Genomic DNA, 20,499 nt, shown 5'->3' with positions numbered 1-20,499 from the left:
CCCTCAATTTCATTATTGAGGGAGTTTTTTGGATAGGCATCAAAATTTTTGGTCATCTAACCACTGCTGCCAAATTTTCACATCGCTACCTAAATACCAGCGATTTTCTTTAGTTTGTTCGCAGTCCACACCTTGCCCACCAAGAACAAAATGCATTTCTGGATTTGCCTTGGCTAAAGCGTCGATATAGTCATTGGCCAGTGGCAACATCTTAGGAGAAGCGATGGACATACAGAGTAATTTGAAATTTTGTTTAGCGACCATTTCCTCTAAGCCTTCAAGAGGCGTATCTGGTCCAATGTAAACTACGGAAAAACCGTTCTCGCGTAAGAACAAAGTAAACAGCAACAAGCCAAGCTGATGTTGTTCACCGCTTGGGCTAAGTGCCATGACTTTTGGCAAGTTTGGTGAAATTGGGAAAATGCGGAAAAATTGATTAAAGCGTTGCTGAACGATATGGGTGATCATATGTTCGTGAGCAACACTAATGATGCCGTTCTCCCAAGCCTCTCCAATCCGTACCATCAGTGGCGCGATAATATAAAAAAAGACTGTTTGATGATGAAATAAAGAAAAATGCAAATCCAACAAATAGTTAAAGCGTTCCGTATCCATTTCGGCAGCGGCCTGAAAAAGTTGATCAATTTGTTCGCCGTATTCTAATGTCTCTCGGTTAGGAAGTTCGTTATTCGGAACAATAAACTTCTTGCGTGAAGCATGTAGTTTTTTTACAGCTTCACTTATCTTCATGCCGTTATCTTGTACTTGTATTTTTAGCCATTTCAAATCTTCCAGATTTTGATCCGAATACAAGCGATGTCCAGATTCTGTTCGGGCAGGAGTAATCGCACTATAACGCGTTTCCCAAGAACGAATTGTCACTTTCGGCATATCTAAAATTTTGGCAGCTGCTTTAATGTTATACATAGCATTACCTTCATTCTATCTATAGATTTATCGTACGTGTTGTACAAATATTATACAACGTATCGTTAGAGCCGTAAAGCAGGACACCGTAAGTGATAAAAACAACAAAAAACGAACTCTCTGGTGAGAATCCGTTTCAGATAACTGCCGAATTTTTTGCGGCACGTGAGCGTTGCCAAGCTGTAGTAATCAACAATGTAATCAGTAACATGATCAGTCCTAAAATGAATGGATAGACAATATTAATATCGTAAAGAACACCTGCTAGTAAAGGACCAATTACGTTTCCGATACTCATATAGGCATTGTTCATGCCCATCGCAAAGCCAACTTCACCATCAGCCATTTTGGAAATCAGTGTATTTAAGACAGGTCGTAAAATAGAAGTAGCAAGGAAAATGATTAGCGAAACAGCAAAGAACATAGCATAGCTTCCAGCAAAAAGAGACAGCAAAAAGCCAAATGCAGCGACACCAAGAAATGCAACCAAAATGGACACTTCACCATAACGGCGAACAATCCGATCTACAACAAATAATTGCACAATTACACTGACGACGCCCGTTGCAGTAATCATAACAGCGATATCTTTCGCCGTGGAATCGAACTGATTGTCTAAATACAAACCAACTACTGATTCGTAGGCTAGCAAACCAAAGCTCATAACGAGAGTAATGATTAACGGAATAAAATACGGCATCTTGGTGGAGCGGCCAATTTTAGTGAACATAGATTCTTCATCAGTCAACTTTGCAGCCAGTGAAGGATTGGCATCTGTAGCGTCATGTTCTTTCAACCAAATGACAGAAAAAACAGCAGCTCCTAGTGATACGAGTGCTGAGACTAGAAAAGGTAACTTTAAGGTGTAATCGGCTAAAAATCCACCAATTCCAGGTCCAACCACAATGCCGAGCGACATCGCTGCAGAAACCATACTCGTTCCTTTTGCGCGCTGGTCGAAAGTGGTAATATCTGCGATATAGGCAAAGATCGCTGGAATCAGCATCGCTGCCCCAACGCCACCGATGACACGAGAAAAATACAAAATCCAAATAGAATCAGAAGCATAAAAAACAAACATGGAGATGGTTAATCCAAATAAACCGTAAATAATCATTTTTCGGCGACCGTATTGATCGGCCCATTTACCAGCAATTGGGGAAAAGATAAATTGGGAAGCGGCAAAAATAGCAATCATCAGGCCTGCCGCCATGCCGCCTTGGTCGATTGAGACCAAGTACGAAGGCAGAATCGGAATAACAATTCCAAAACTTGCAACCGCGATAAACATATTAATCATTAAGATGAAAATCTTCTTTTTTTGGTCTGCAGACATGTTGCGCACCCTCTTTTCTTCTATATGTTCGTACAAATTTGTTTTCTATAACTTTTCTATACTATTTCAGTAGAAACTTGTTGTCAATGGAACGGTCTTGCTATATTTTCCATCTGTTAAATCCATAGAAAAGAGTGGTGAAATCGAAATTTACGTTAACTAAGAAAAGACTCCACGTGTTAACAAAACAAGAATTTCGAGTACCCACAAAAATTCATAAGCTTGGAAAAATTACATTTTTTGATTGCAAGAATAAAGAATTAATTTAATGAAATGTTCTTGTGTTTTGTTGCGGGACTGTGAAGAATAGCAGGAAAACTCTGTATTTGGAAGCTTAGTATAGAGTCGATGCACTAACGAATAAGATATAATTAATGTATAGGCTAACAAAAACTAAAGCCTCCGAAAGGTGATAAGGATGGACAATAAACTTCATCGTATCAAAGCTATCGAATTACAGGACCGAGTGGTATCTGCGGATGAGGCGGCGTCTTGGATCAAAGACGGAATGACGCTCGGATTAAGTGGATTTACACGTGCGGGAGATGCTAAAGCAATTCCTTATGCATTGGTTCGACGTGCCGAAACAGAGCAGTTTAAAGTAAATGTTTTTACTGGGGCTTCTTTAGGTTCAGATGTCGATAAATTAATGGCAGAGGCAGGAATTGTGCACAAACGGTTGCCGTTTCAAGCAGATCCGGCTATGCGCAGAAAGATAAATAGTGGGGATATGCTGTTTGTTGATCACCATTTATCACAAACGGCTGAATGGATCCGGGCTGGAGTCATCGAATCGATCGACTACGCGGTTATTGAAGCATTGGAGATTACAGAAGACGGCATGATTATTCCAACGACGTCGGTTGGCAACTCTTCGGTTTTCGTCAAGCACGCCAAAAACGTCATTATAGAAATCAACCTTTCGCAGCCTCAACTGTTTAAAGGCGTACACGATATTTATGAACCTGAAAAACAAGGTCAGCGTTCGCCGATCCCTTTGGCACATGTTAGTGATCGAATCGGGACAATCGGGGTACCCGTGGATCTTGAAAAAGTCCGAGCGATCGTCTTTACTGATCAGCCGGATTCTCCTTCAACTATTCTGCAACCGGATGACGACACCGAAGTGATGGCTCAACATCTACTGAATTTCCTGCGCTCGGAAGTCGCATCGGGACGCTTGACCAATCAGCTTGCTCCTTTGCAGTCGGGAATTGGTTCGGTCGCAAATGCTGTTTTGCACGGTTTAATTGATTCGGAGTTTGAAGACATGGAAGTCTATTCAGAAGTTCTTCAAGATGCTGTTTTTGACTTGATTGATGCTGGGAAAGTGAAATTTGCTTCCGCTTCGTCGATTACATTGTCTAAAGAAAAAATGGATCAGGTGTTTGGAAACTTTGAAGAGTATCGTGATAAAATCCTCTTGCGGCCACAAGAAATTACGAATCATCCCGGATTGATTCGCCGACTTGGGTTGATTTCCATTAATACAGCATTGGAATTTGATATTTATGGCAATGTCAATTCAACGCATGTCTCAGGCAGTAACATGATGAATGGCATTGGGGGTTCTGGTGATTTTGCTCGCAATGCACGTCTCTCGATATTTGTTACGAAATCGATTGCCAAAGGTGGCATCATCTCGAGTATTGTGCCATTCGCCACGCACGTTGACCATACTGAGCACGATGTCGACATCGTTGTGACTGAACAAGGGTATGCAGATTTACGTGGGCTCGCTCCGCGTGAGCGGGTTCCTCTAATTATTGACAACTGCATGCACCCAATGTATCGCGATCAAATGCGTGCTTACTATGAGGAAGCACTATTACGTGGTGGACAAACGCCTCATGTACTGGAAAAAGCATTTTCATGGCATGCAAATTTAACAACTAGCGGCACGATGCTTCTACCGTAGTAGCCGTATAGACCAGTCCTTTTAAAGGGCTGGTTTTTCTATTTATAGAAGAAAGCTAATTCATGTATAATTAGAAGGATGAGTTTAAACAGGAGGATTCGAATGGAAAGTTTTACGCTAGGTTCTCTATTGGATGTCATGGGAGAATTATTCTCTGACGAAATTTCAATAGCCGTTACAAATACAAAAGAATATATTTACTATCGTCCAAGTAAGCGAGTAGATTTAAAAATCAAACCAGGCGATTTGGTCAAGCCGGGAACGATTGCACACAAAGCATTGCTGGCAAATCAGAAAACGTCTGAATTCATTAATCGTGAAATTTTTGGTGTTCCATATCACGGCATGGCTGTGCCCTTTGAACATGAAGGTAAGTTGCAAGGATGTGTCATGGCCATTTATCCGGCATTTACTGAAGGGAAGTCAGTGGTTACTGTGAAAAGTCCAGATGGCTGGAAACCGATTCCTTTTACAGAAGTGAAGTATTTGGAAGTCAAAGATCGCAAAACCCATGTTCATGCAGAAGGCTATTCGGGCACCAATAAAAACTCTCTTCAGGAATTTGAATTTATACTGCCACGTGAATCATTTATCCGCTGCCATCGTTCATTTATTGTTAATGTGCATCATATAGAAGAAATTTACCCAGATACACATTCCACATTTGTTTTGGCAATGAATAACGGAGCACGAATCCCCGTCAGTCAGTCTTATTCTAGCTATTTCCGAAAACTTTTAGGGTTTTAAGAAAAGCGCATGTCCGCGAAAAGCGATCATGCGCTTTTTGGGGGCTTAAAAAAATGCTGTTTGAGACAGCTGTTTCTCTGCTTTGTGACAGTTAACGCTTGTCCATGCTGTAAAACTCAGTTTTTTAACAGGATAAGTTAAAATTATCTAATAATTAAAAGATAATCGATAATGACATGCTCTACCCTTTTTTACGTGAAATGCGATTTTAAACTGAGCGTACGCTCATGAAAACGCTTTATTTTCAAAAGAGCCATTAAAATTAATAGTGAAAGAGAGTGATCCACAATGGAACAGAAAGTTAATCGAATCAAAGCCAAACAGTTGCAGGAGCGAGTAGTGACACCTGAAGAGGCGGCTTCATGGATACAAGACGGCATGACACTTGGACTTAGCGGGTTTACGCGTGCTGGAGATGTGAAAGCGGTTCCTTTCGCTTTGGTGAAACGTGCAGAAAATGAAAGCTTTAAAGTGAATGTTTTCACAGGCGCTTCGTTAGGCTCAGACATCGATCGATTGTTTGCAGAAGCGGGGATTGTCAACAAACGTTTGCCATTCCAAGCAGAACCGGCAATGCGCAAAAAAATTAATGACGGTGAAATGCTGTTTGTCGATCATCATTTGTCACACACGGCAGAATGGGTTCGTACAGGCGTTACAGAACCGATTGATTTTGCTATTGTAGAAGCGTTATCTATTACAGCAGACGGCATGATCATTCCGACAACTTCTGTTGGAAATTCGGCAGTGTTTGCGAAACATGCTAAAAACATCATCGTTGAAATTAATATGGCACAGCCCCAATTATTTGAAGGCTTGCATGACATCTATGATACAGGCAAACAAGGTGAGCGCTTGCCAATTCCAGTAACCGCTGTTGATCAGCGCATTGGCACAGTTGGTATCCCGATCGATATGGAAAAAGTGAGAGGCATTGTTTTTACTGAACAATTGGACTCTCCTTCAACTATCGTGCCACCTGATGAAGATACAGAAATTATGGCTGGCCATTTGCTTGAGTTTTTACGTGCTGAAATTCGTGCAGGTCGCTTAACAGAAAGCTTGGCTCCTTTGCAATCAGGTATTGGATCTGTAGCGAATGCCGTTTTACACGGAATGGTTGATTCGGAATTTAAAGATTTACAAGTATATTCGGAAGTCTTACAGGATGCTGTTTTTGATTTGATGGATGCGGGTAAAGTAAATTTCGCATCTTGTTGCTCAATTACATTGTCCAAACCGAAAATGAAACAAGTTTTTGGGGAATTTGAAAACTACCGCAACAAAATTATTATGCGTCCACAGGAAATTTCCAATCATCCGGAAATTATCCGCCGTCTCGGACTCATTTCGATTAATACCGCATTAGAGTTTGATATGTATGGAAATGTTAACTCGACGCATGTTTCAGGCACGAACATGATGAACGGCATCGGCGGATCAGGTGATTTTGCGCGCAATGCTCGTTTGGCGATTTTTGTAACAAAATCAATTGCCAAAGGTGGAAATATTTCAAGCGTCGTTCCGTTTGTCTCGCATGTTGACCACACAGAACATGATGTGGATGTCGTTGTCACGGAACAAGGCTATGCAGATCTTCGTGGCTTAGCACCGCGCGAGCGCGTGGAAGTTATCTTGAAAAACTGTGTACACCCATCGTATCGTGCACAACTTCGCGCGTATTACGACGAAGCGCTAACACGCGGTGGGCAAACTCCACATGTCTTAGAAAAAGCGTTCTCTTGGCACACGGACTTAGCAAAAAACGGTACCATGCTACAGAAAAAACAGCAGGCAGCCGTATCTGTGTAAAATAGTTTGGAAATAAAACGCTTCTATAAAAATCAATGAAACCAGGTCTGCTTAACAGCGCTTGGTTTTATTGTTTCCAATAAGCTTCCATTAATCAGGCAATTCCGTATAGGCAAGATCCTTCTTTTTACCTTTTTTTATTTTTGAAATAGGCGGTATAAAAGCATTTATTAATCAGATTTTTCTGTCTAAACAAAAATAGTTGTTGTCAAGCGTTATTTTTAGTATTATAATAAGCAATTGTGAAATTTGAAATGAGGGTTCTTTAAATGAAAAATTCCATCTATGGATTAACGATAGACCAGTTAAAAGAATGGTTTTTAGAAAACGGCCAGAAAAAATACCGTGCGGAGCAAGTATGGGATTGGTTGTATATAAAACGCGTCACTGAATTCGCAGAAATGAACAATCTGTCGAAAGACTGTGTTCAGTTGCTAGAAGACAACTTTGCGATTCGCACGTTGAAAGAAACAGTGAAGCAAGAATCTGCAGACGGCACGATTAAGTTTCTTTTCCAAATGCAAGACGGTAACTTGATCGAAACGGTATTAATGCGTTTTAAATACGGAAATTCTGTTTGTGTAACCACACAAGTGGGTTGTAACATTGGCTGCAGTTTCTGTGCCAGCGGACTATTGAAAAAGAGCCGCGATTTAAACGCGGGCGAAATCGTTGAGCAAATTATGCAAGTGCAAGCGCATTTTGACACGCAGCAAAAAGAAGAACGTGTGAGTCACATCGTCGTAATGGGTATCGGTGAACCATTTGATAACTATACGAATTTGATGGGCTTCCTAAACATCGTTAATTCTCAAAAAGGTTTGGCTATCGGAGCTCGACACATCACCGTTTCAACAAGCGGTATCGTGCCAAAAATTTACGATTATGCAGATGAAGGCTTACAAGTAAACCTAGCAATTTCAATTCATGCACCGACTAATGAGTTGCGTACGCGTATTATGAAAATCAATAAAGCATATCCAATCGAGAAATTGATGGCTGCGATCGATTATTACCTAGAGAAATCCAACCGTCGCATCACGTTTGAGTATATTTTATTGCGTGACGTCAATGACCATGTAGAAGAAGCGCATCAATTAGCGAAATTGCTAGAAGATAAGCGTCACTTGTCATACGTGAACTTGATCCCGTACAATTCAGTTGATGAGCACGATCAATATCAACAAAGTACACCGGAAGCCATTAGTGCTTTCTACGACGCATTGAAGAAAAAAGGCATCAACTGTGGCGTACGTCACGAGCAAGGCGCCGATATCGATGCAGCTTGTGGACAGTTACGAAGCAAGCAAATCAAAAAAGAGAAAAAAGAAGTAACCGTTTAATAAGCAAAAACGTTCCTGATTTTCAGGAACGTTTTTTTATGCTGAAAACAAACTATTTTAAACAATGGTCTTTCAAAAAATACTTTTTTAGTAAATGAAACTTTCTGAACAATAAGAACGTATGAATCTTAGTAGCACGAGTAATTCATCCAATCGATTATTTTTAATCAAAAGTTTATAAATAATGGGTTAAGAAAGGAGGTGGGGGATTGAAGAAAGTTCTGTGTACAGTAATTTTGCTTGGAGCAGTCACCTTAGCTAGTTGTAGCGGCCTTTCAACACACGAAGATGATGAAGTAGCCGCTATTGTAAATAATCATGAAATTACAATAGGGGATTTACGATTTTTATATCCTGACGATAGCGCATTAGATTACTTGGATTCAGCAATAGCTGTAGAGTTGATCAAACAAGAGGTACAGGAAATGAACCTTGATATTTCTCCACATCTTACAGGAAAAACAACCTCAGAAGAATTTGAAAAACTTCCTCCAGTGAATACAAAAGATGAAGGTGGAAAGCAAGTGCGTGCGTATGCTATCGCTCAAGCTGAAAAACTAGATATGTCACCCGAAGAATTCCAAAAGCAATATGGTAAAAAAATTAATGAACAAAATGCTTATATCAATACGTATCTTGAGGAGAAACTAGGGGGAGGAAACGTTAATGATCTAACATGGATGGAGGAATTTGGGGAAGACTATAATAGGTTAGTAGAAAAATTAGTAGAGAAAAATAAAAATGACATTGACGTGTTTATTAATTAATGTTTTTGGAGAACACCATTTAGAAGTACACGTAGTTCTATACCAAACCAGCAAAAAGAATTGTATAAAGACTATAGAATTAGTAGAATCTATGATATAGTGATGTCGAAAACATAAATAAAAACACCACTAGGGGAGCCGGATATCGGCTGAGATGAGCATAAGCTCGGACCCTTTGAACCTGATCTGGATCATACCAGCGGAGGGAAGTGGCGGAACGTCTGCTATTTTCTTATCGACTGCATACGCCGCTTCCCTTTATTGGGAGCGGCGTTTTTATTTTGTGCAAGAAAATTGACCGTGCCTGTCAGAGCTAGGCACGGAAACTAGATACAGAAAAGGAGATAGGAAAATGACATTTTGTACAGAAGTGAGAAAAGAATGTAACAGTTTATGGCAAGCAAGTTTTGATCATCCGTTTGTAAAGGGAATTGAAGATGGGACATTACCAGTCGAGATATTCCGTTTTTATGTCATGCAAGACGCTTATTACTTATCCCATTTTGCTAAAATTCAGGCACTCGGTGCGTCTAAAGCGAAGGATATGGAAACGACGCAACGCTTTGCAATTCATGCGACACATACCAGTATAGCCGAGCTATCGTTACATGAATCATTTATGAAAATGTTAAGTGTTACGGAAAAAGACTGGTCCCAATTCGAACCTTCACCTACAGCATATGCGTACGTATCTCATATGTACCGCGCATCTGCAGGGGAATTGGCAGATGTATTAGCAGCCATATTGCCTTGTTACTGGTTGTATTACGAAATTGGTGAGCGATTGAAACATGCAAAACCGGATCATCCGATTTATGACCGGTGGATTGAGACTTACGGGTCCGAAGAATTTGGTGAACTGGTCAACGAACAAATTGAACGGATGAATCAGTTGTCAGAAGACTTGCCAGAAGCACGCCGTAAAGAATTAAAAGACCATTTCCGCAAAAGTAGTTATTATGAATTGAACTTTTGGGATCAAGCCTGGAGACAAGAATCCTGGTCTATAGAGCCAACTAAAAAAGTAGGTGTTTAACATGTTTCAACAAATAAAACAAAAAAATCCGTTGGTTCATTGCATCACAAACCACGTAGTATCGAATTTTCAAGCGAATGGTCTATTGGCAATAGGCGCTTCTCCAATCATGGGAGAAGCGCCTGAAGAAGTAGAGGAACTCGCTGGATTAGCACAGGCAGTGTCATTAAACATTGGAACTTTACACGCGGAGTCGCTGAAAAGTATGCTAATCGCTGGAAAAAAGGCAAACCAATTGGGCATCCCGGTTGTTTTAGATCCTGTTGGAGCAGGAGCAAGTAACTTCCGAATCCATGCTGTTCGAGAAATTTTAGAGACAGTTGACGTCAGCGTTCTTCGCTGCAATGCAGGAGAGCTCGCAGCTGTAGTGGGTAAAGAGTGGCAGTTTAAAGGTGTTGATGCCGGAGAGGGGCTTCTAGACGTTAAAGAGCTTGCTATGTCTACTGCGAAACAGTTGGGCTTGATTGTAGCGGTCACGGGCAAAATAGATTGTGTGACAGACGGAGACTGTGTTGATGAAATTCCTTTTGGAAGTCCGATTATGGCTTCGATTACAGGAACAGGCTGCTTACTGAGTAGCGTTGTCGCTGCAGGTCTTGCTGTTGATTCTGAAAATCCGTTAGAAACAGTGAGCGCTATTTTGCGCTATTTTGCGATTGCTGGTGAACTAGCTAGTCAAAGCGTGAGTCTCCCTGGAGATTTTCAACTTGCTTTCATGAATAGGCTAGCCAGTTTAACGGACGGCGAAGTCGCCGAACAAATTTATTTACAGGAGAGAGTGCTATGACAAAAACACCGCAAACTTTAACGATTGCTGGATCCGATTCTGGAGGAGGGGCAGGCATTCAAGCAGACTTGAAAACGTTTCAAGAGCTGGATGTCTATGGCACCTCTGTTATTACGGCCGTAACTGCTCAAAATACGATGGGTGTTTCCGCTATCTACCCAATGTCGGCACAAGCCGTACACATGCAATTAGAAGCGGTAGCTAGCGATTTTGAACTAACGGCTTTAAAAACAGGTATGTTATTCAATTCCGAAATTATTAAGGAAGTGGCAACTGCAATTCACAAGTTCGACTGGAAAAATGTCGTTGTGGATCCCGTCATGATTGCTAAAGGGGGCGCGGATTTATTGCAGCAAGAAGCAGTAGATGCAGTGAAAACGCATTTATTGCCACTGGCATTACTCGTTACCCCAAACATTCCAGAAGCAGAAGCTTTGACGGGCATCCCCATTACAGATGTTAGTAGTCGTCAACATGCGGCTGAAAAAATTTTGTCACTAGGTGCGAAATCCGTCGTTATTAAAGGTGGCCATGCAATGGATAGAGACTATGCAGAAGACTATTTTTTGCAGGCAGATGGGGAATCGTTCGTGTACCGAGCAGCTCGGATTTCAACAAAACAAACGCATGGTACTGGCTGTACGTTTGCAGCGGCTGTGACAGCAGAGCTAGCAAAAGGTCAGCAACTAAAAGACGCTATTTTTACGGCCAAACAATTTATTCAAGCGGCTCTTAGTGAACCACTGAATATTGGACAAGGTTATGGACCCACAAACCATGCGGCATATAAAGCTAGGATAGTAGAAAAGAGGGAGGCACATAAAATTGAAGTTTTCTACTAAATCATCCATCTATTTTATTATGGGTTCAAAAAACTCAGGAGTTCGAGACCCTTTGCAAGTAGTCGAGTTAGCATTAAGAGGCGGCATCAACCATTTCCAATTGCGAGAAAAAGGTGATGGTGCATTGACGGGTTCAGCACTACTTGAATTTGCGTTACATTGCCAGCGAATGTGTCGTGAGTACAGCGTGCCGTTTATTATCAATGATCAAGTCGAGCTGGCATGTAGTATTGGAGCAGATGGTGTTCATATCGGTCAAGATGATGCAGCGACGCAAAAAGTTCGTCAACTGATCGGAGCCGACAAAATTTTAGGCGTTTCTGTTCATTCTGTAGAAGAAGCTAAAATTGCTAGTATAGAGGGAGCAGATTACGTTGGAATGGGTCCGATTTTTGGAACAGTTTCAAAAGCAGATGCCAAAAAACCGGCTGGCGTCAAAGAAATTTTAGCAGTTAAAAATGAATTGCCTAACTTACCGATTGTTGGCATCGGCGGCATTACTGCTAAAAATGCCCATCAAGTTTGGCAAGCAGGCGTTTCAGGAATTGCCGTTATAACCGCAATCACAGAAGCAGCGGATATTGCAGAACGCATTCAACTGTTACAAGCGTCCTGCAAAGAAGAGCATAGAACATGACAACGAAAAAAATGGTCGTTATGGCGATGTTTGTGGCGATTGGAGTGGCAGGTTCTGCTTTTGTTTATTTTCCGGCAGGAATTGCTCGAGCCTATCCAATTCAGCACGCGGTCAATGTGATTGCAGCAGTTCTCTTGGGACCAGGTCCGGCTGTATTGATTGCCTTTATGACCGGAGTCATTCGAGTACTAACGGGAACCGGCTCGTTATTGGCTTTTCCTGGTGGAATGATTGGAGCTTGCCTAGCCGGCATTATGTATGCCAAGTTCGGTAAGATTTGGCTAGCTGCTCTAGGAGAAGTAGTAGGCACTGGACTCATTGCTTCACTAGTAGCGGTTCCTTATGCACAGCTTTTCCTTGGCACTGAATTTGGCGCTTTATTTTTTATGCCACCTTTTTTTATTTCCAGTTTGTCTGGTGCCGTGTTAGGTGTTGTATTGGCAACGCGTCTCATGAAGGCTCAGACTCCAAAAGCCTGGCAGTAAATCATTGAGCTTTCTAAATGTGTTTATAACTTCGTAAATAAGGGAAAATGAAAGATATAGACATTTAGAAAAAGGGAGTGGACAGAATATGGTGAAAATTGCAGTCGAGCATCCATTTACATCGGTACGTGAAGCGTTAGAGAAAAAGGGGTATCAGGCAGACATGCTTGAAGACAAAGTAGATTCTACTGATTACGACGTTATTGTTGTGAGAGACCAAGCAGATTTAGCTGACTATCACATGAGCGTGTCACTTGTCGAAGCTAAAGGCCGTACATTATATGAAATCGTGGAAGAAGTAGAAGAACGTCTTGTGCGCGGTGGGAAAATTCAAGAGCCGCAACCAACTGAAGCTGAACGAAAAGAAAGCGGTGGCGGTGGCGGCTTCTTAGCTGGCGCAGCAACTGGTGTAGTTATTGGAGCCGCAGCTGGATTGTTATTCGCACCAAAGAGCGGCAAAGAACTTCAAGAAATCGTTAAAGAAAAAGCAACGGCTTTAAAAGAAGACAACGCTGAAGGTTCAGGCGGCGCAGTAGATCAAGTGAAGGACAAAGTAAACCAACTAAAAGAAAAAGCAAGTGATTATACAGAAACTGCTAAAGATAAAGCAAGCGATTATACCGAAAAAGCGAAAGACAAAGCTGACGAACTCAAGGCAAAACGTGTAGAAAAACAAGAAGAAAAAGAAGTTGAAAAACAAGAAAAAGCTATTGAAAAAGAAGTGAAAGAGCAAGAAAAAGTAATGAAAAAAGAAGAAAAAGAGCAAGAGAAAGCTGAGAAAGAACACGAGAAAGCTGAAAAAGCAGTAGAAAAAGAAATCAAAAAAGCTAATAAAGAAGCCGACAAAGAAACAGGCGGCACCGAAGTGGTCGATTTGAAAGATGCAACGATCAAAAAAGACAATGCTGGCAACGTAACAGTTAAAGCAGACAACCCTAACAAAAAATAATGATAAAAAGGTGCCCCCAACTCAGTTGGAAGGCACCTTTTTTGATTTCAATTTGTTGTCGTTTAGTCACTTTAGACCTCGGATACTTCGTCTACAGAGTCATGCGATGTTGGTTCAGGTACACGAGACAATACGATCAGTCCGATGACGAATAAGATAACCAGACTGAACACACCCATATTGGATTTGCCTGTCACTTGAGAAGTAATAGCTACAAGCAAAGGACCAAGGATTGCGGCAAACTTCCCAAAGATATTGTAAAAACCAAAAAACTCATTGGAATTTTCTTTAGGGACGAGTTTCCCGAAATAAGAACGACTCAATGCTTGAATGCCCCCTTGGCTTGTTGCTACCAGCATAGCCAAAATCCAAAAATCCGTAATGGTTTCCAGAAAATAAGCATAGATACAAATAACGATATAAACACAAATTCCTACGTAAAGCATTTTTTTTCCGGTAAATCGATTAGCCAAACGACCGTAGAGAATGGCGAATGGCGCAGCGACTATTTGTGTAACCAGTAAGACAATCAATAAGCTCGATGAATTTAATCCCAAATCAGTGCCGTATGCAGTCGACAACGCAATAATGGTTCCAACACCATCAATATAAAAGAAATAAGCGATTAAAAACAAGACCAATGCTCGGTATTGCCGAATTTCCCGGAGCGTTTTTCCTAACCGTTTAAAACTTTGGCGAACTAGACGCGGTTCTCGTTTAATATAATGCAGTTGCTTAACATGGCGAAACATGGGGATTGAAAAAGCAATCCACCAAATGGCGGTGATCATAAAAGCGATACGGCTAGCGATGGTTACAGAAATGGGTAACAGACCATTTTGAGCGAGTATAATAATAGCAATCGATAATATAAATGGAATGGTCGAGCCGATATATCCGAGTCCGTATCCAAATGCGGAGACGCTGTTCATTCGTTTTTCTGTCGTGATGTCTACAATAAATGCATCGTAAAACAAATTAGCACCTGTCGCACCAAGAGCGGCGAAGACATAGCAAATCAACATGAGTAACCAATTTTCACTGGGTACGAAAGCCAGCAATGCAGTTGACGCAGTTCCTAATATGAAAAAGCCGACGAAAAATCGTTTTTTCAATCCTTCGTAATCCGCAATAGTACCCAATATGGGACCAATCATCGCTAAAATAAAGGTAAAAATAGCAATGGTATAACCTAAATAAGCAGTTGAATTGGCTAAGCTAACACCGGCTTCAGTGGCAGAGGCTTTATAGTAAATAGGGAATACAGCTGTCGTGATAATTAGGGTATAAGCAGAACTTCCCCAATCATACAATGCCCAGCTTTTCTCCTCTTTCGAAAATTTTTTCATGTTCTTTCCTCCTTTGTCTTTGAGATGCGGAATCGATATTTTTATATTCAAGAGACTGCATTTCGGGCACGTAGCATGTTACTTTACAAGATAACTTTATTGTACAAGAAGTTCCTTCTGAATAATGCAGAATGTTTTAAAAAATACAGAAATTTTACATGAATGAAGTGTTATAAGTGATTGGTTGAGTCTAATCTATGCTTCCTTTAAACTAAGGGAGGGTTAAGAAAGAAGGGGCATCATTGAAATTAATTTCGTGGAATGTTAACGGCCTTCGCGCTGTTATGAAAAAAGGCTTTATGGATTTTTTTACTCAAGTGGATGCAGATGTATTTTGCCTACAAGAAATCAAATTGCAGGAAGGGCAAATAGAAATGGACCTTCCCGGCTATTATACATATTGGAATTATGCCCATAAGAAAGGCTATTCAGGTACCGCTATTTTTACGAAGCAAAAGCCGTTATCGATTCAATATGGTTTAGGTGTAGAAGAACACGACACGGAAGGACGAATGATTACATTAGAGTTTGATAGCCATTATGTTATGACGGTATATACCCCAAATTCGCAGCACGGATTGCTTCGCTTAGCTTATCGGTTGTTGTGGGAAGAGGCTATTTTATCATTTGTAAAAGCGTTGGATAACCAAAAACCGGTTATTTTATGTGGAGATTTAAATGTGGCACACGAAGAAATTGATTTGAAAAATCCGAAAGCGAATAAGAAAAATTCAGGGTTTACCCCTGAAGAACGTGGCAAAATGACGCAGTTTTTATCAAGTGGATTTGTGGATACATTCCGCCATTTTCATCCGGAAGAAACTGACTTTTACTCGTGGTGGTCGTACCGCTCTAATTGTCGTGAAAAGAACGTTGGCTGGAGAATTGATTACTTTCTCGCCTCTCAAAAGCTCGTACCTCAACTTACAAGCGCAAAAATACATGCAGACATATGGGGATCAGATCATTGTCCGGTAGAATTGCAGATAAAACTATAAAAAGCGTTAATCGAAAATGGCTTTCTACAAAGTTTGTGCAACGATAACGGAATATTCTTTCGCACTTCCTCGACTTGATCGGTATGTTGAAACTGCATAAAAAGAAAAAATGGCAGAGAAAATGATTAATTTTTCTCTGCCATTTTAATTTTAAGAAATGTATAGGATATCTATAAGTTTCACGTGGAACTATTAAAGCTTCATAACACGCTTTGTCAGACGCTTGCAATTATCTTGGTCGAAATAATCAATATAATCTGTAGCTTTTGGGTACCACTCGTTCCAAGTAATTTTTTCTTCGATGATTTTTTTCAAGTATTCATAAACATGATCGATTGAATTTGCTTTATATCCACTAAGATCTGTATCCATATTTAAATAAGATCCTCTTTTATCTAAATATTCTTCTTGATCAAACATGAAGAATATAATAGGTTTATTTAAATACAGAAAGTCCCATGACACGCTGGTGATATCAGTCAATAACATGTCATTATGATCAATCGAATAAGCGATTGTTTCTCGACTAGAGTCGATAAATGTAATGCCGTTTTCAGCATTTGTTAAGTTGGTAAAGTAACTTTCAAATTTTTTCATGAAAGGATGCAACGCAATATTTAAATGAAGATGGTGATCGGCGAGAAGCTTTTGAATACCTTTGTGCTCCAATAAGCCGGTTGTGTTTTTAAAATAAGCGCTGTCAATAAATTGTTCTTTAGTCAAATCAAAAAGCCATTCACGCCAAGTCATCATCATTAAAATGTTTTTGACTTCTTTGGGTGGCTGATTTTGGGGGTACCGATCAAAGCGAGGAAAGCCAGTTATAATTAGTTTCTGTTCAGGCATTTCCCATTCATTTAGCTTCAAGTTGTATTCATATTGGGAAGCGCAATTGAAATAATCTGTTCTTTTTAATAAAGGAATATCTTCTTTTTGAATCAAAATCTTCTTGAATCCTTCTATGCCATGGCTAATGTGAGTGATGATCGTTTTCCGGTTGAGAAAAAGAAATTTATCAGCTGCTGGAACAATATCGTAAAGAAGAGAATGTCCATGGAATGTATAATCAGCTTGAAAAAACAGCAAATAGTTTTTGAAACTACCAAGTGGAACAGCATTTTCAATATTCTCGTTTTTAGCATAGATAGTTTTCGGATCGTACATCCAATAAGCCGTTACTTGTTCTTTATGGTTACTCAACAAATAGTTATGATAAATTGCGGCATTGTCTTCGTATTTTTCTCCAAGATTTCCACCGACTAAAGCAATTTTCTTTCCGTCTTTGTTTTTTACAAAAAAGGAAAGAGTATAGGCAATTGAAACTTTAAAAAATACCTTTAAAGGATCCCATCTCCCTTTTTCTTTTAATTCTATACTCATCTAAAAGCCCTGCTTTCTACTAGTTGTCATTACTTTAGTTTTCCACATATCACAGTCTTTGTCTATTGCCAGTTAGCGAAAAAATGGATTTAAAAGGGGGAACTGCCGAGAACGATAGCCAAAGACAGCGATTCAAGAAGAAGATGTCGATTGTAGATGTGCAACTCCATATTGACGAAATAACGTTACTAAGCGCTTTAGGAGTAAAAAAGTGGGATAGCAGAAGACGCCACACCACTTTTTTTACTTCTTAAATAATTCTTCTAATGCATCTTCAGTAGAGGAGTCAGCCAATTTAACATTTGATCGGTATGCAGCTCGTGTAATCAGATGTCCCGAAACCGGCGCCGTTAAAAAAACAAAGGTTATACCTAATAGGAGCCTGACGCTGATAAAGTTTTCAGATGCCCAGAAATAGATAAAGGTTCCAGATAACGATAACAAAACAGCGAGTGTAGAGCTTTTCGTAGCAGCATGTGAACGCGTGTAGACATCGGGCAACCGAAGAATTCCAATGGCGCTGATTACAGCCATGATACTACCGATTAGAATTAGAACAACTCCGAAATATTCAGCGATTGTGTTTATGCTCAACAATATCGCCCCTTTCAACAAAACGTGCCAAGGCAAGAGTGCTGATGAATGCTAAAATTCCAACAATCAAGATAACTTCTAGAAAAGCATGCGTGTGAAGAACCACAGAAAAAACAGCCACTCCCGAAATCAAATTGACACCGATCATATCTAGTGCGACAACACGATCAGGCATGGAAGGTCCACGGATGATTCGGTAAAGTGCCAGAATGATCGCTAGGATGAAAAGGGAAAGAGCAATGGTTAATAATGTGTCTATCAATTTCTTGTCACCTCCATAATTGCTTTTTCAAAAGCCTTGATGGACTTTAGTACGGCCTCACGTGAACTTTCTACATCCATCGCATGAATATAAAAAATTTTACCATTTGGCGAGACTTCCATAACGACAGAACCAGGAGTCAAGGTTAGCAGAAGGGCCAGTGTGGTCAATTCGTAATCGCCTTCCATACTATGTTCATAAGTGAAGATGCCAGGTTTTATATTCAGCTTTGGACTTAAAATTTGTTTCATAATCAGCAGGCTCGATTGGAAAAGTTCCGAAACAAAAATCAGCAGCAATTTGATGGTAGAGTAAACGCGCAGCAAGTAAAACTTAGTTCCAAAAAAACGGTGCATCAGAAAAAGAATGCCGATGCCAATCAAATAACCGCTAAGAAAAGTTGTGATATAAAAAGCATCTTCATCCATTAATAATGTCCATAGCAAGGCAATGGTGATATTTAATAGAAACTGAGCTGGCACTTGGATTCACTCCTTTCAATCGAGAATGGATTTACTGATGGATGCCTAATACTGCATTGATATAAATACCGGGATCCAGTAATGTTTCAGCAGCTTCTGTGACATAAACTGACAGACCTTCAGTGCCTAAGCCAATGCCGATAGTTAGGAATACAAGCACCAGACAAGGCAACAAGACACCTCTACGCAGTGGCAGCTGTTCTTCTTTACTGACGATTGTCTCCCCCCAAAAACAGTTTTTAAAAATGCGAAGCAATGAGTAAAGAACAAAAATACTCGATAACAGTGCCAGGGTTAACAGTACATAGGAACCGCTATCGATTGCTGCACTCGAAATCAGAACTTTGCCGATAAAACCGCTGAAGGGAGGAATTCCGGCAAGCGATAGCATTGTAATAAAGAAAGACCAACCAAGTAGCGGATAGTTCTTCATGAGTCCACTCATTCCTGCCATTTTCGAGGTGCCGCTCAGCGTAATCATCGTACCAACAAGTAGAAACAACAATGCTTTGGCAACCATATCATGAATTATATAGTAGATAGCTCCTTCAATTGCTTCGGGTGTGGCGATTGCCAAACCGACAAGCATGAACCCTACGGCAATGACAACGTTATAAGCTGCAATGCTGCGGATATCGTTAAAGGCGATTGCACCTAAGCTACCGCCGATTAAAGTCAACGCAGCCATAATGCCGATGATAGTATGTGTGATTTCTGGCTGATGGTAAAAAATCAATGAAAAGATACGGAACAGGGCATAAATACCAACCTTCGTTAGTAGTGCTCCGAAAAGGGCGGAAGTAACAACAGGTGGCGAACTGTAAGACCCTGGAAGCCAGAAGTACAAAAGCAAACCGGCCTTTAAACTGAAAACAATTAGAAAGACGATGCTGATGGTTGTCAGAAGCGGTGTTTGACCAACTTCTGCAACTCGTTCAGCTATATGTGCCATATTCAACGTGCCGAGCGTTCCATAGAGAAAAGCTAAAGCGACAAGGAAAAACCAGGAAGAGACGATATTAATAGAGACATATTTTACAGCTTCTCGTAATTGACGTTTGGAATTCCCTAAAGTCAGTAGTACATAAGAAGACAATAGCATTACTTCAAAACAGACAAACAAATTAAATAAATCACCAGTCAAGAATGAGCCATTGACCCCTGCTATCAGAAATAGCACGGTCGGATAAAAATACATGGTCTGTAATTCTTTGCTAGTGGAAATTAATGCATAGCTTAAGCAGATAGCTGTCACAATGCTAGAAGTCAGCACCAGCAGAATAGAAAAGGAGTCCGCAACGAATAAAATGCCGAAGGGCGGTTCCCAGCCGCCAAAATCCAACCGGAAAATTCCATCGGTCTGTACCGTATGTAATAGATAGAAAGAAATTCCTGCAGTCATGATCATAGCTGCAATGCTGATCCAGGCCTGGATACGTCCGTAGGTCCGGAGGAAAATCAATAATACACCAACAATAATCGGGAGTAACATGGGAAGAACTAAGATGTTATTCATCATCAGAACCTCTCATTGTTCCTAAATTGTCGGTACCCAGCTCTTGATAAGCCCGGTAGGCTAGCACTAGGATAAATGCGGTAACAGCAAAGCTGATGACAATGGCTGTTAGGATTAATGCCTGAGGCAGTGCATCCACGTAGGATTTAGCTTCTTCACCGAGCAACGGAACCGTACCCAGCTTTAAGCCGCCCATCGACAAAATCAGCAGATGAACAGCATGAGACAGAATGGCCGTTCCTAATATGACACGTACTACGTTTTTTGATAATACGAGGTAGATGGCGACCGTGGTAAGGACGCCGACCAAAATAATGATCAATGATTCCACA

The 20,499-nt window shown here is 40.6% G+C and carries 21 protein-coding genes and 1 riboswitch; of the genes, 12 read left to right on the top strand and 9 right to left on the bottom strand.

Annotation, left to right across the window (positions count from 1 at the left end; genetic code table 11):
- Positions 1–39 precede the first annotated feature (39 nt).
- Both AJGP001_RS15590 and AJGP001_RS15585 read right to left on the bottom strand, forming a co-directional pair.
- A complete protein-coding gene (locus tag AJGP001_RS15590; RefSeq protein WP_071152714.1) occupies positions 40–927 on the bottom strand; it encodes a MerR family transcriptional regulator in 888 nt (295 codons plus the stop codon).
- 136 nt (positions 928–1,063) lie between these two features.
- Positions 1,064–2,263, bottom strand: coding sequence for an MFS transporter (locus AJGP001_RS15585; RefSeq protein ID WP_071152713.1), 1,200 nt, complete (start codon positions 2,261–2,263; stop codon positions 1,064–1,066).
- 418 nt (positions 2,264–2,681) lie between these two features.
- On the opposite strand from AJGP001_RS15585, the gene scpC (AJGP001_RS15580) reads away from it, so the two are divergent.
- The 11 genes from scpC (AJGP001_RS15580) to AJGP001_RS15530 all read left to right on the top strand — a co-directional run bounded on the left by scpC (AJGP001_RS15580) (position 2,682) and on the right by AJGP001_RS15530 (position 13,586).
- Positions 2,682–4,181: a succinyl-CoA:acetate CoA-transferase ScpC gene (gene scpC, locus AJGP001_RS15580; RefSeq protein ID WP_071152712.1), complete on the top strand. Its 1,500-nt coding sequence runs from the start codon at positions 2,682–2,684 to the stop codon at positions 4,179–4,181.
- A 102-nt stretch (positions 4,182–4,283) separates the two neighbouring features.
- Positions 4,284–4,928: a LytTR family DNA-binding domain-containing protein gene (locus AJGP001_RS15575; protein WP_058384167.1), complete on the top strand. Its 645-nt coding sequence runs from the start codon at positions 4,284–4,286 to the stop codon at positions 4,926–4,928.
- Positions 4,929–5,216: 288 nt separating this feature from the next.
- Entirely contained in the window at positions 5,217–6,740 is a 1,524-nt protein-coding gene (gene scpC, locus AJGP001_RS15570) for a succinyl-CoA:acetate CoA-transferase ScpC (protein ID WP_071152711.1), read from the top strand.
- 269 nt (positions 6,741–7,009) lie between these two features.
- A complete protein-coding gene (gene rlmN / locus AJGP001_RS15565; RefSeq protein ID WP_071152710.1) occupies positions 7,010–8,083 on the top strand; it encodes a dual-specificity RNA methyltransferase RlmN in 1,074 nt (357 codons plus the stop codon).
- A gap of 209 nt (positions 8,084–8,292) precedes the next feature.
- Positions 8,293–8,850: a hypothetical protein gene (locus AJGP001_RS15560; RefSeq protein WP_071152709.1), complete on the top strand. Its 558-nt coding sequence runs from the start codon at positions 8,293–8,295 to the stop codon at positions 8,848–8,850.
- A gap of 121 nt (positions 8,851–8,971) precedes the next feature.
- Positions 8,972–9,075: riboswitch (TPP riboswitch) on the top strand.
- 127 nt (positions 9,076–9,202) lie between these two features.
- On the top strand, positions 9,203–9,886 hold the full coding sequence (gene tenA, locus AJGP001_RS15555; RefSeq protein ID WP_071152708.1) for a thiaminase II: 684 nt from the start codon (positions 9,203–9,205) through the stop codon (positions 9,884–9,886).
- 1 nt (position 9,887) lies between these two features.
- The gene (gene thiM, locus AJGP001_RS15550) at positions 9,888–10,673 is read left to right on the top strand and encodes a hydroxyethylthiazole kinase (protein ID WP_071152707.1); all 786 of its coding nucleotides are present in this window, start codon (positions 9,888–9,890) and stop codon (positions 10,671–10,673) included.
- Entirely contained in the window at positions 10,670–11,515 is an 846-nt protein-coding gene (gene thiD / locus AJGP001_RS15545; RefSeq protein WP_071152706.1) for a bifunctional hydroxymethylpyrimidine kinase/phosphomethylpyrimidine kinase, read from the top strand. The genes thiM and thiD overlap by 4 nt, the downstream gene beginning before the upstream one ends.
- Positions 11,499–12,152 (top strand): thiamine phosphate synthase, encoded by a 654-nt coding sequence (thiE, locus tag AJGP001_RS15540; protein WP_071152705.1) that lies wholly within the window; start codon positions 11,499–11,501, stop codon positions 12,150–12,152. Before thiD ends, thiE begins: the two co-directional genes overlap by 17 nt.
- Positions 12,149–12,637, top strand: coding sequence for an energy coupling factor transporter S component ThiW (thiW, locus tag AJGP001_RS15535; protein WP_071152704.1), 489 nt, complete (start codon positions 12,149–12,151; stop codon positions 12,635–12,637). The genes thiE and thiW overlap by 4 nt, the downstream gene beginning before the upstream one ends.
- Positions 12,638–12,725: 88 nt before the next feature.
- Positions 12,726–13,586: a YkuS family protein gene (locus AJGP001_RS15530; RefSeq protein ID WP_071152703.1), complete on the top strand. Its 861-nt coding sequence runs from the start codon at positions 12,726–12,728 to the stop codon at positions 13,584–13,586.
- A 71-nt stretch (positions 13,587–13,657) separates the two neighbouring features.
- Here AJGP001_RS15530 and AJGP001_RS15525 read toward each other — a convergent pair whose 3' ends face one another.
- The gene (locus AJGP001_RS15525) at positions 13,658–14,935 is read right to left on the bottom strand and encodes an MFS transporter (RefSeq protein ID WP_058384176.1); all 1,278 of its coding nucleotides are present in this window, start codon (positions 14,933–14,935) and stop codon (positions 13,658–13,660) included.
- A 242-nt stretch (positions 14,936–15,177) separates the two neighbouring features.
- Between AJGP001_RS15525 and AJGP001_RS15520 the strand changes: the two genes are divergently transcribed.
- A complete protein-coding gene (locus AJGP001_RS15520) occupies positions 15,178–15,933 on the top strand; it encodes an exodeoxyribonuclease III (protein ID WP_078080754.1) in 756 nt (251 codons plus the stop codon).
- A 192-nt stretch (positions 15,934–16,125) separates the two neighbouring features.
- On the opposite strand, the gene AJGP001_RS15515 is transcribed toward AJGP001_RS15520, so the two are convergent.
- From AJGP001_RS15515 to AJGP001_RS15490, 6 genes are all read right to left on the bottom strand, one after another.
- Complete coding sequence (locus AJGP001_RS15515) at positions 16,126–17,313, bottom strand: CDP-glycerol glycerophosphotransferase family protein (protein WP_078080753.1); 1,188 nt, start codon at positions 17,311–17,313, stop codon at positions 16,126–16,128.
- A gap of 243 nt (positions 17,314–17,556) precedes the next feature.
- Positions 17,557–17,907, bottom strand: a complete 351-nt coding sequence (locus AJGP001_RS15510; RefSeq protein WP_058384179.1) for a Na+/H+ antiporter subunit G — start codon at positions 17,905–17,907, stop codon at positions 17,557–17,559.
- Entirely contained in the window at positions 17,885–18,169 is a 285-nt protein-coding gene (locus AJGP001_RS15505; RefSeq protein ID WP_071152702.1) for a Na(+)/H(+) antiporter subunit F1, read from the bottom strand. Before AJGP001_RS15505 ends, AJGP001_RS15510 begins: the two co-directional genes overlap by 23 nt.
- Positions 18,166–18,651 carry a Na+/H+ antiporter subunit E gene (locus AJGP001_RS15500; protein ID WP_058384181.1) on the bottom strand — a complete coding sequence of 162 codons (486 nt, stop codon included), beginning with the start codon at positions 18,649–18,651 and terminating at the stop codon, positions 18,166–18,168. The genes AJGP001_RS15505 and AJGP001_RS15500 overlap by 4 nt, the downstream gene beginning before the upstream one ends.
- Before the next feature lie 31 nt (positions 18,652–18,682).
- Complete coding sequence (locus AJGP001_RS15495) at positions 18,683–20,167, bottom strand: Na+/H+ antiporter subunit D (RefSeq protein WP_078080752.1); 1,485 nt, start codon at positions 20,165–20,167, stop codon at positions 18,683–18,685.
- Positions 20,160–20,498, bottom strand: a complete 339-nt coding sequence (locus AJGP001_RS15490) for a Na(+)/H(+) antiporter subunit C (RefSeq protein ID WP_058384183.1) — start codon at positions 20,496–20,498, stop codon at positions 20,160–20,162. The genes AJGP001_RS15495 and AJGP001_RS15490 overlap by 8 nt, the downstream gene beginning before the upstream one ends.
- Between the last annotated feature and the right edge of the window lies 1 nt (position 20,499).

It is taken from the genome of Planococcus faecalis (assembly GCF_002009235.1).
GTDB classification, from domain to species: domain Bacteria; phylum Bacillota; class Bacilli; order Bacillales_A; family Planococcaceae; genus Planococcus; species Planococcus kocurii.
This window is presented reverse-complemented; position numbering and strand designations above follow the sequence as displayed.

Excerpts from the sequence above, each read along its gene's own strand:
- AJGP001_RS15590 (WP_071152714.1), bottom strand. The coding sequence starts at position 927 with ATGTATAACATTAAAGCAGCTGCCAAAATTTTAGATATGCCGAAAGTG.
- AJGP001_RS15585 (WP_071152713.1), bottom strand. The coding sequence starts at position 2,263 with ATGTCTGCAGACCAAAAAAAGAAGATTTTCATCTTAATGATTAATATG.
- scpC (WP_071152712.1), top strand. The coding sequence starts at position 2,682 with ATGGACAATAAACTTCATCGTATCAAAGCTATCGAATTACAGGACCGA.
- AJGP001_RS15575 (WP_058384167.1), top strand. The coding sequence starts at position 4,284 with ATGGAAAGTTTTACGCTAGGTTCTCTATTGGATGTCATGGGAGAATTA.
- scpC (WP_071152711.1), top strand. The coding sequence starts at position 5,217 with ATGGAACAGAAAGTTAATCGAATCAAAGCCAAACAGTTGCAGGAGCGA.
- rlmN (WP_071152710.1), top strand. The coding sequence starts at position 7,010 with ATGAAAAATTCCATCTATGGATTAACGATAGACCAGTTAAAAGAATGG.
- tenA (WP_071152708.1), top strand. The coding sequence starts at position 9,203 with ATGACATTTTGTACAGAAGTGAGAAAAGAATGTAACAGTTTATGGCAA.
- thiM (WP_071152707.1), top strand. The coding sequence starts at position 9,888 with ATGTTTCAACAAATAAAACAAAAAAATCCGTTGGTTCATTGCATCACA.
- thiD (WP_071152706.1), top strand. The coding sequence starts at position 10,670 with ATGACAAAAACACCGCAAACTTTAACGATTGCTGGATCCGATTCTGGA.
- thiW (WP_071152704.1), top strand. The coding sequence starts at position 12,149 with ATGACAACGAAAAAAATGGTCGTTATGGCGATGTTTGTGGCGATTGGA.
- AJGP001_RS15530 (WP_071152703.1), top strand. The coding sequence starts at position 12,726 with ATGGTGAAAATTGCAGTCGAGCATCCATTTACATCGGTACGTGAAGCG.
- AJGP001_RS15525 (WP_058384176.1), bottom strand. The coding sequence starts at position 14,935 with ATGAAAAAATTTTCGAAAGAGGAGAAAAGCTGGGCATTGTATGATTGG.
- AJGP001_RS15515 (WP_078080753.1), bottom strand. The coding sequence starts at position 17,313 with ATGAGTATAGAATTAAAAGAAAAAGGGAGATGGGATCCTTTAAAGGTA.
- AJGP001_RS15495 (WP_078080752.1), bottom strand. The coding sequence starts at position 20,167 with ATGAATAACATCTTAGTTCTTCCCATGTTACTCCCGATTATTGTTGGT.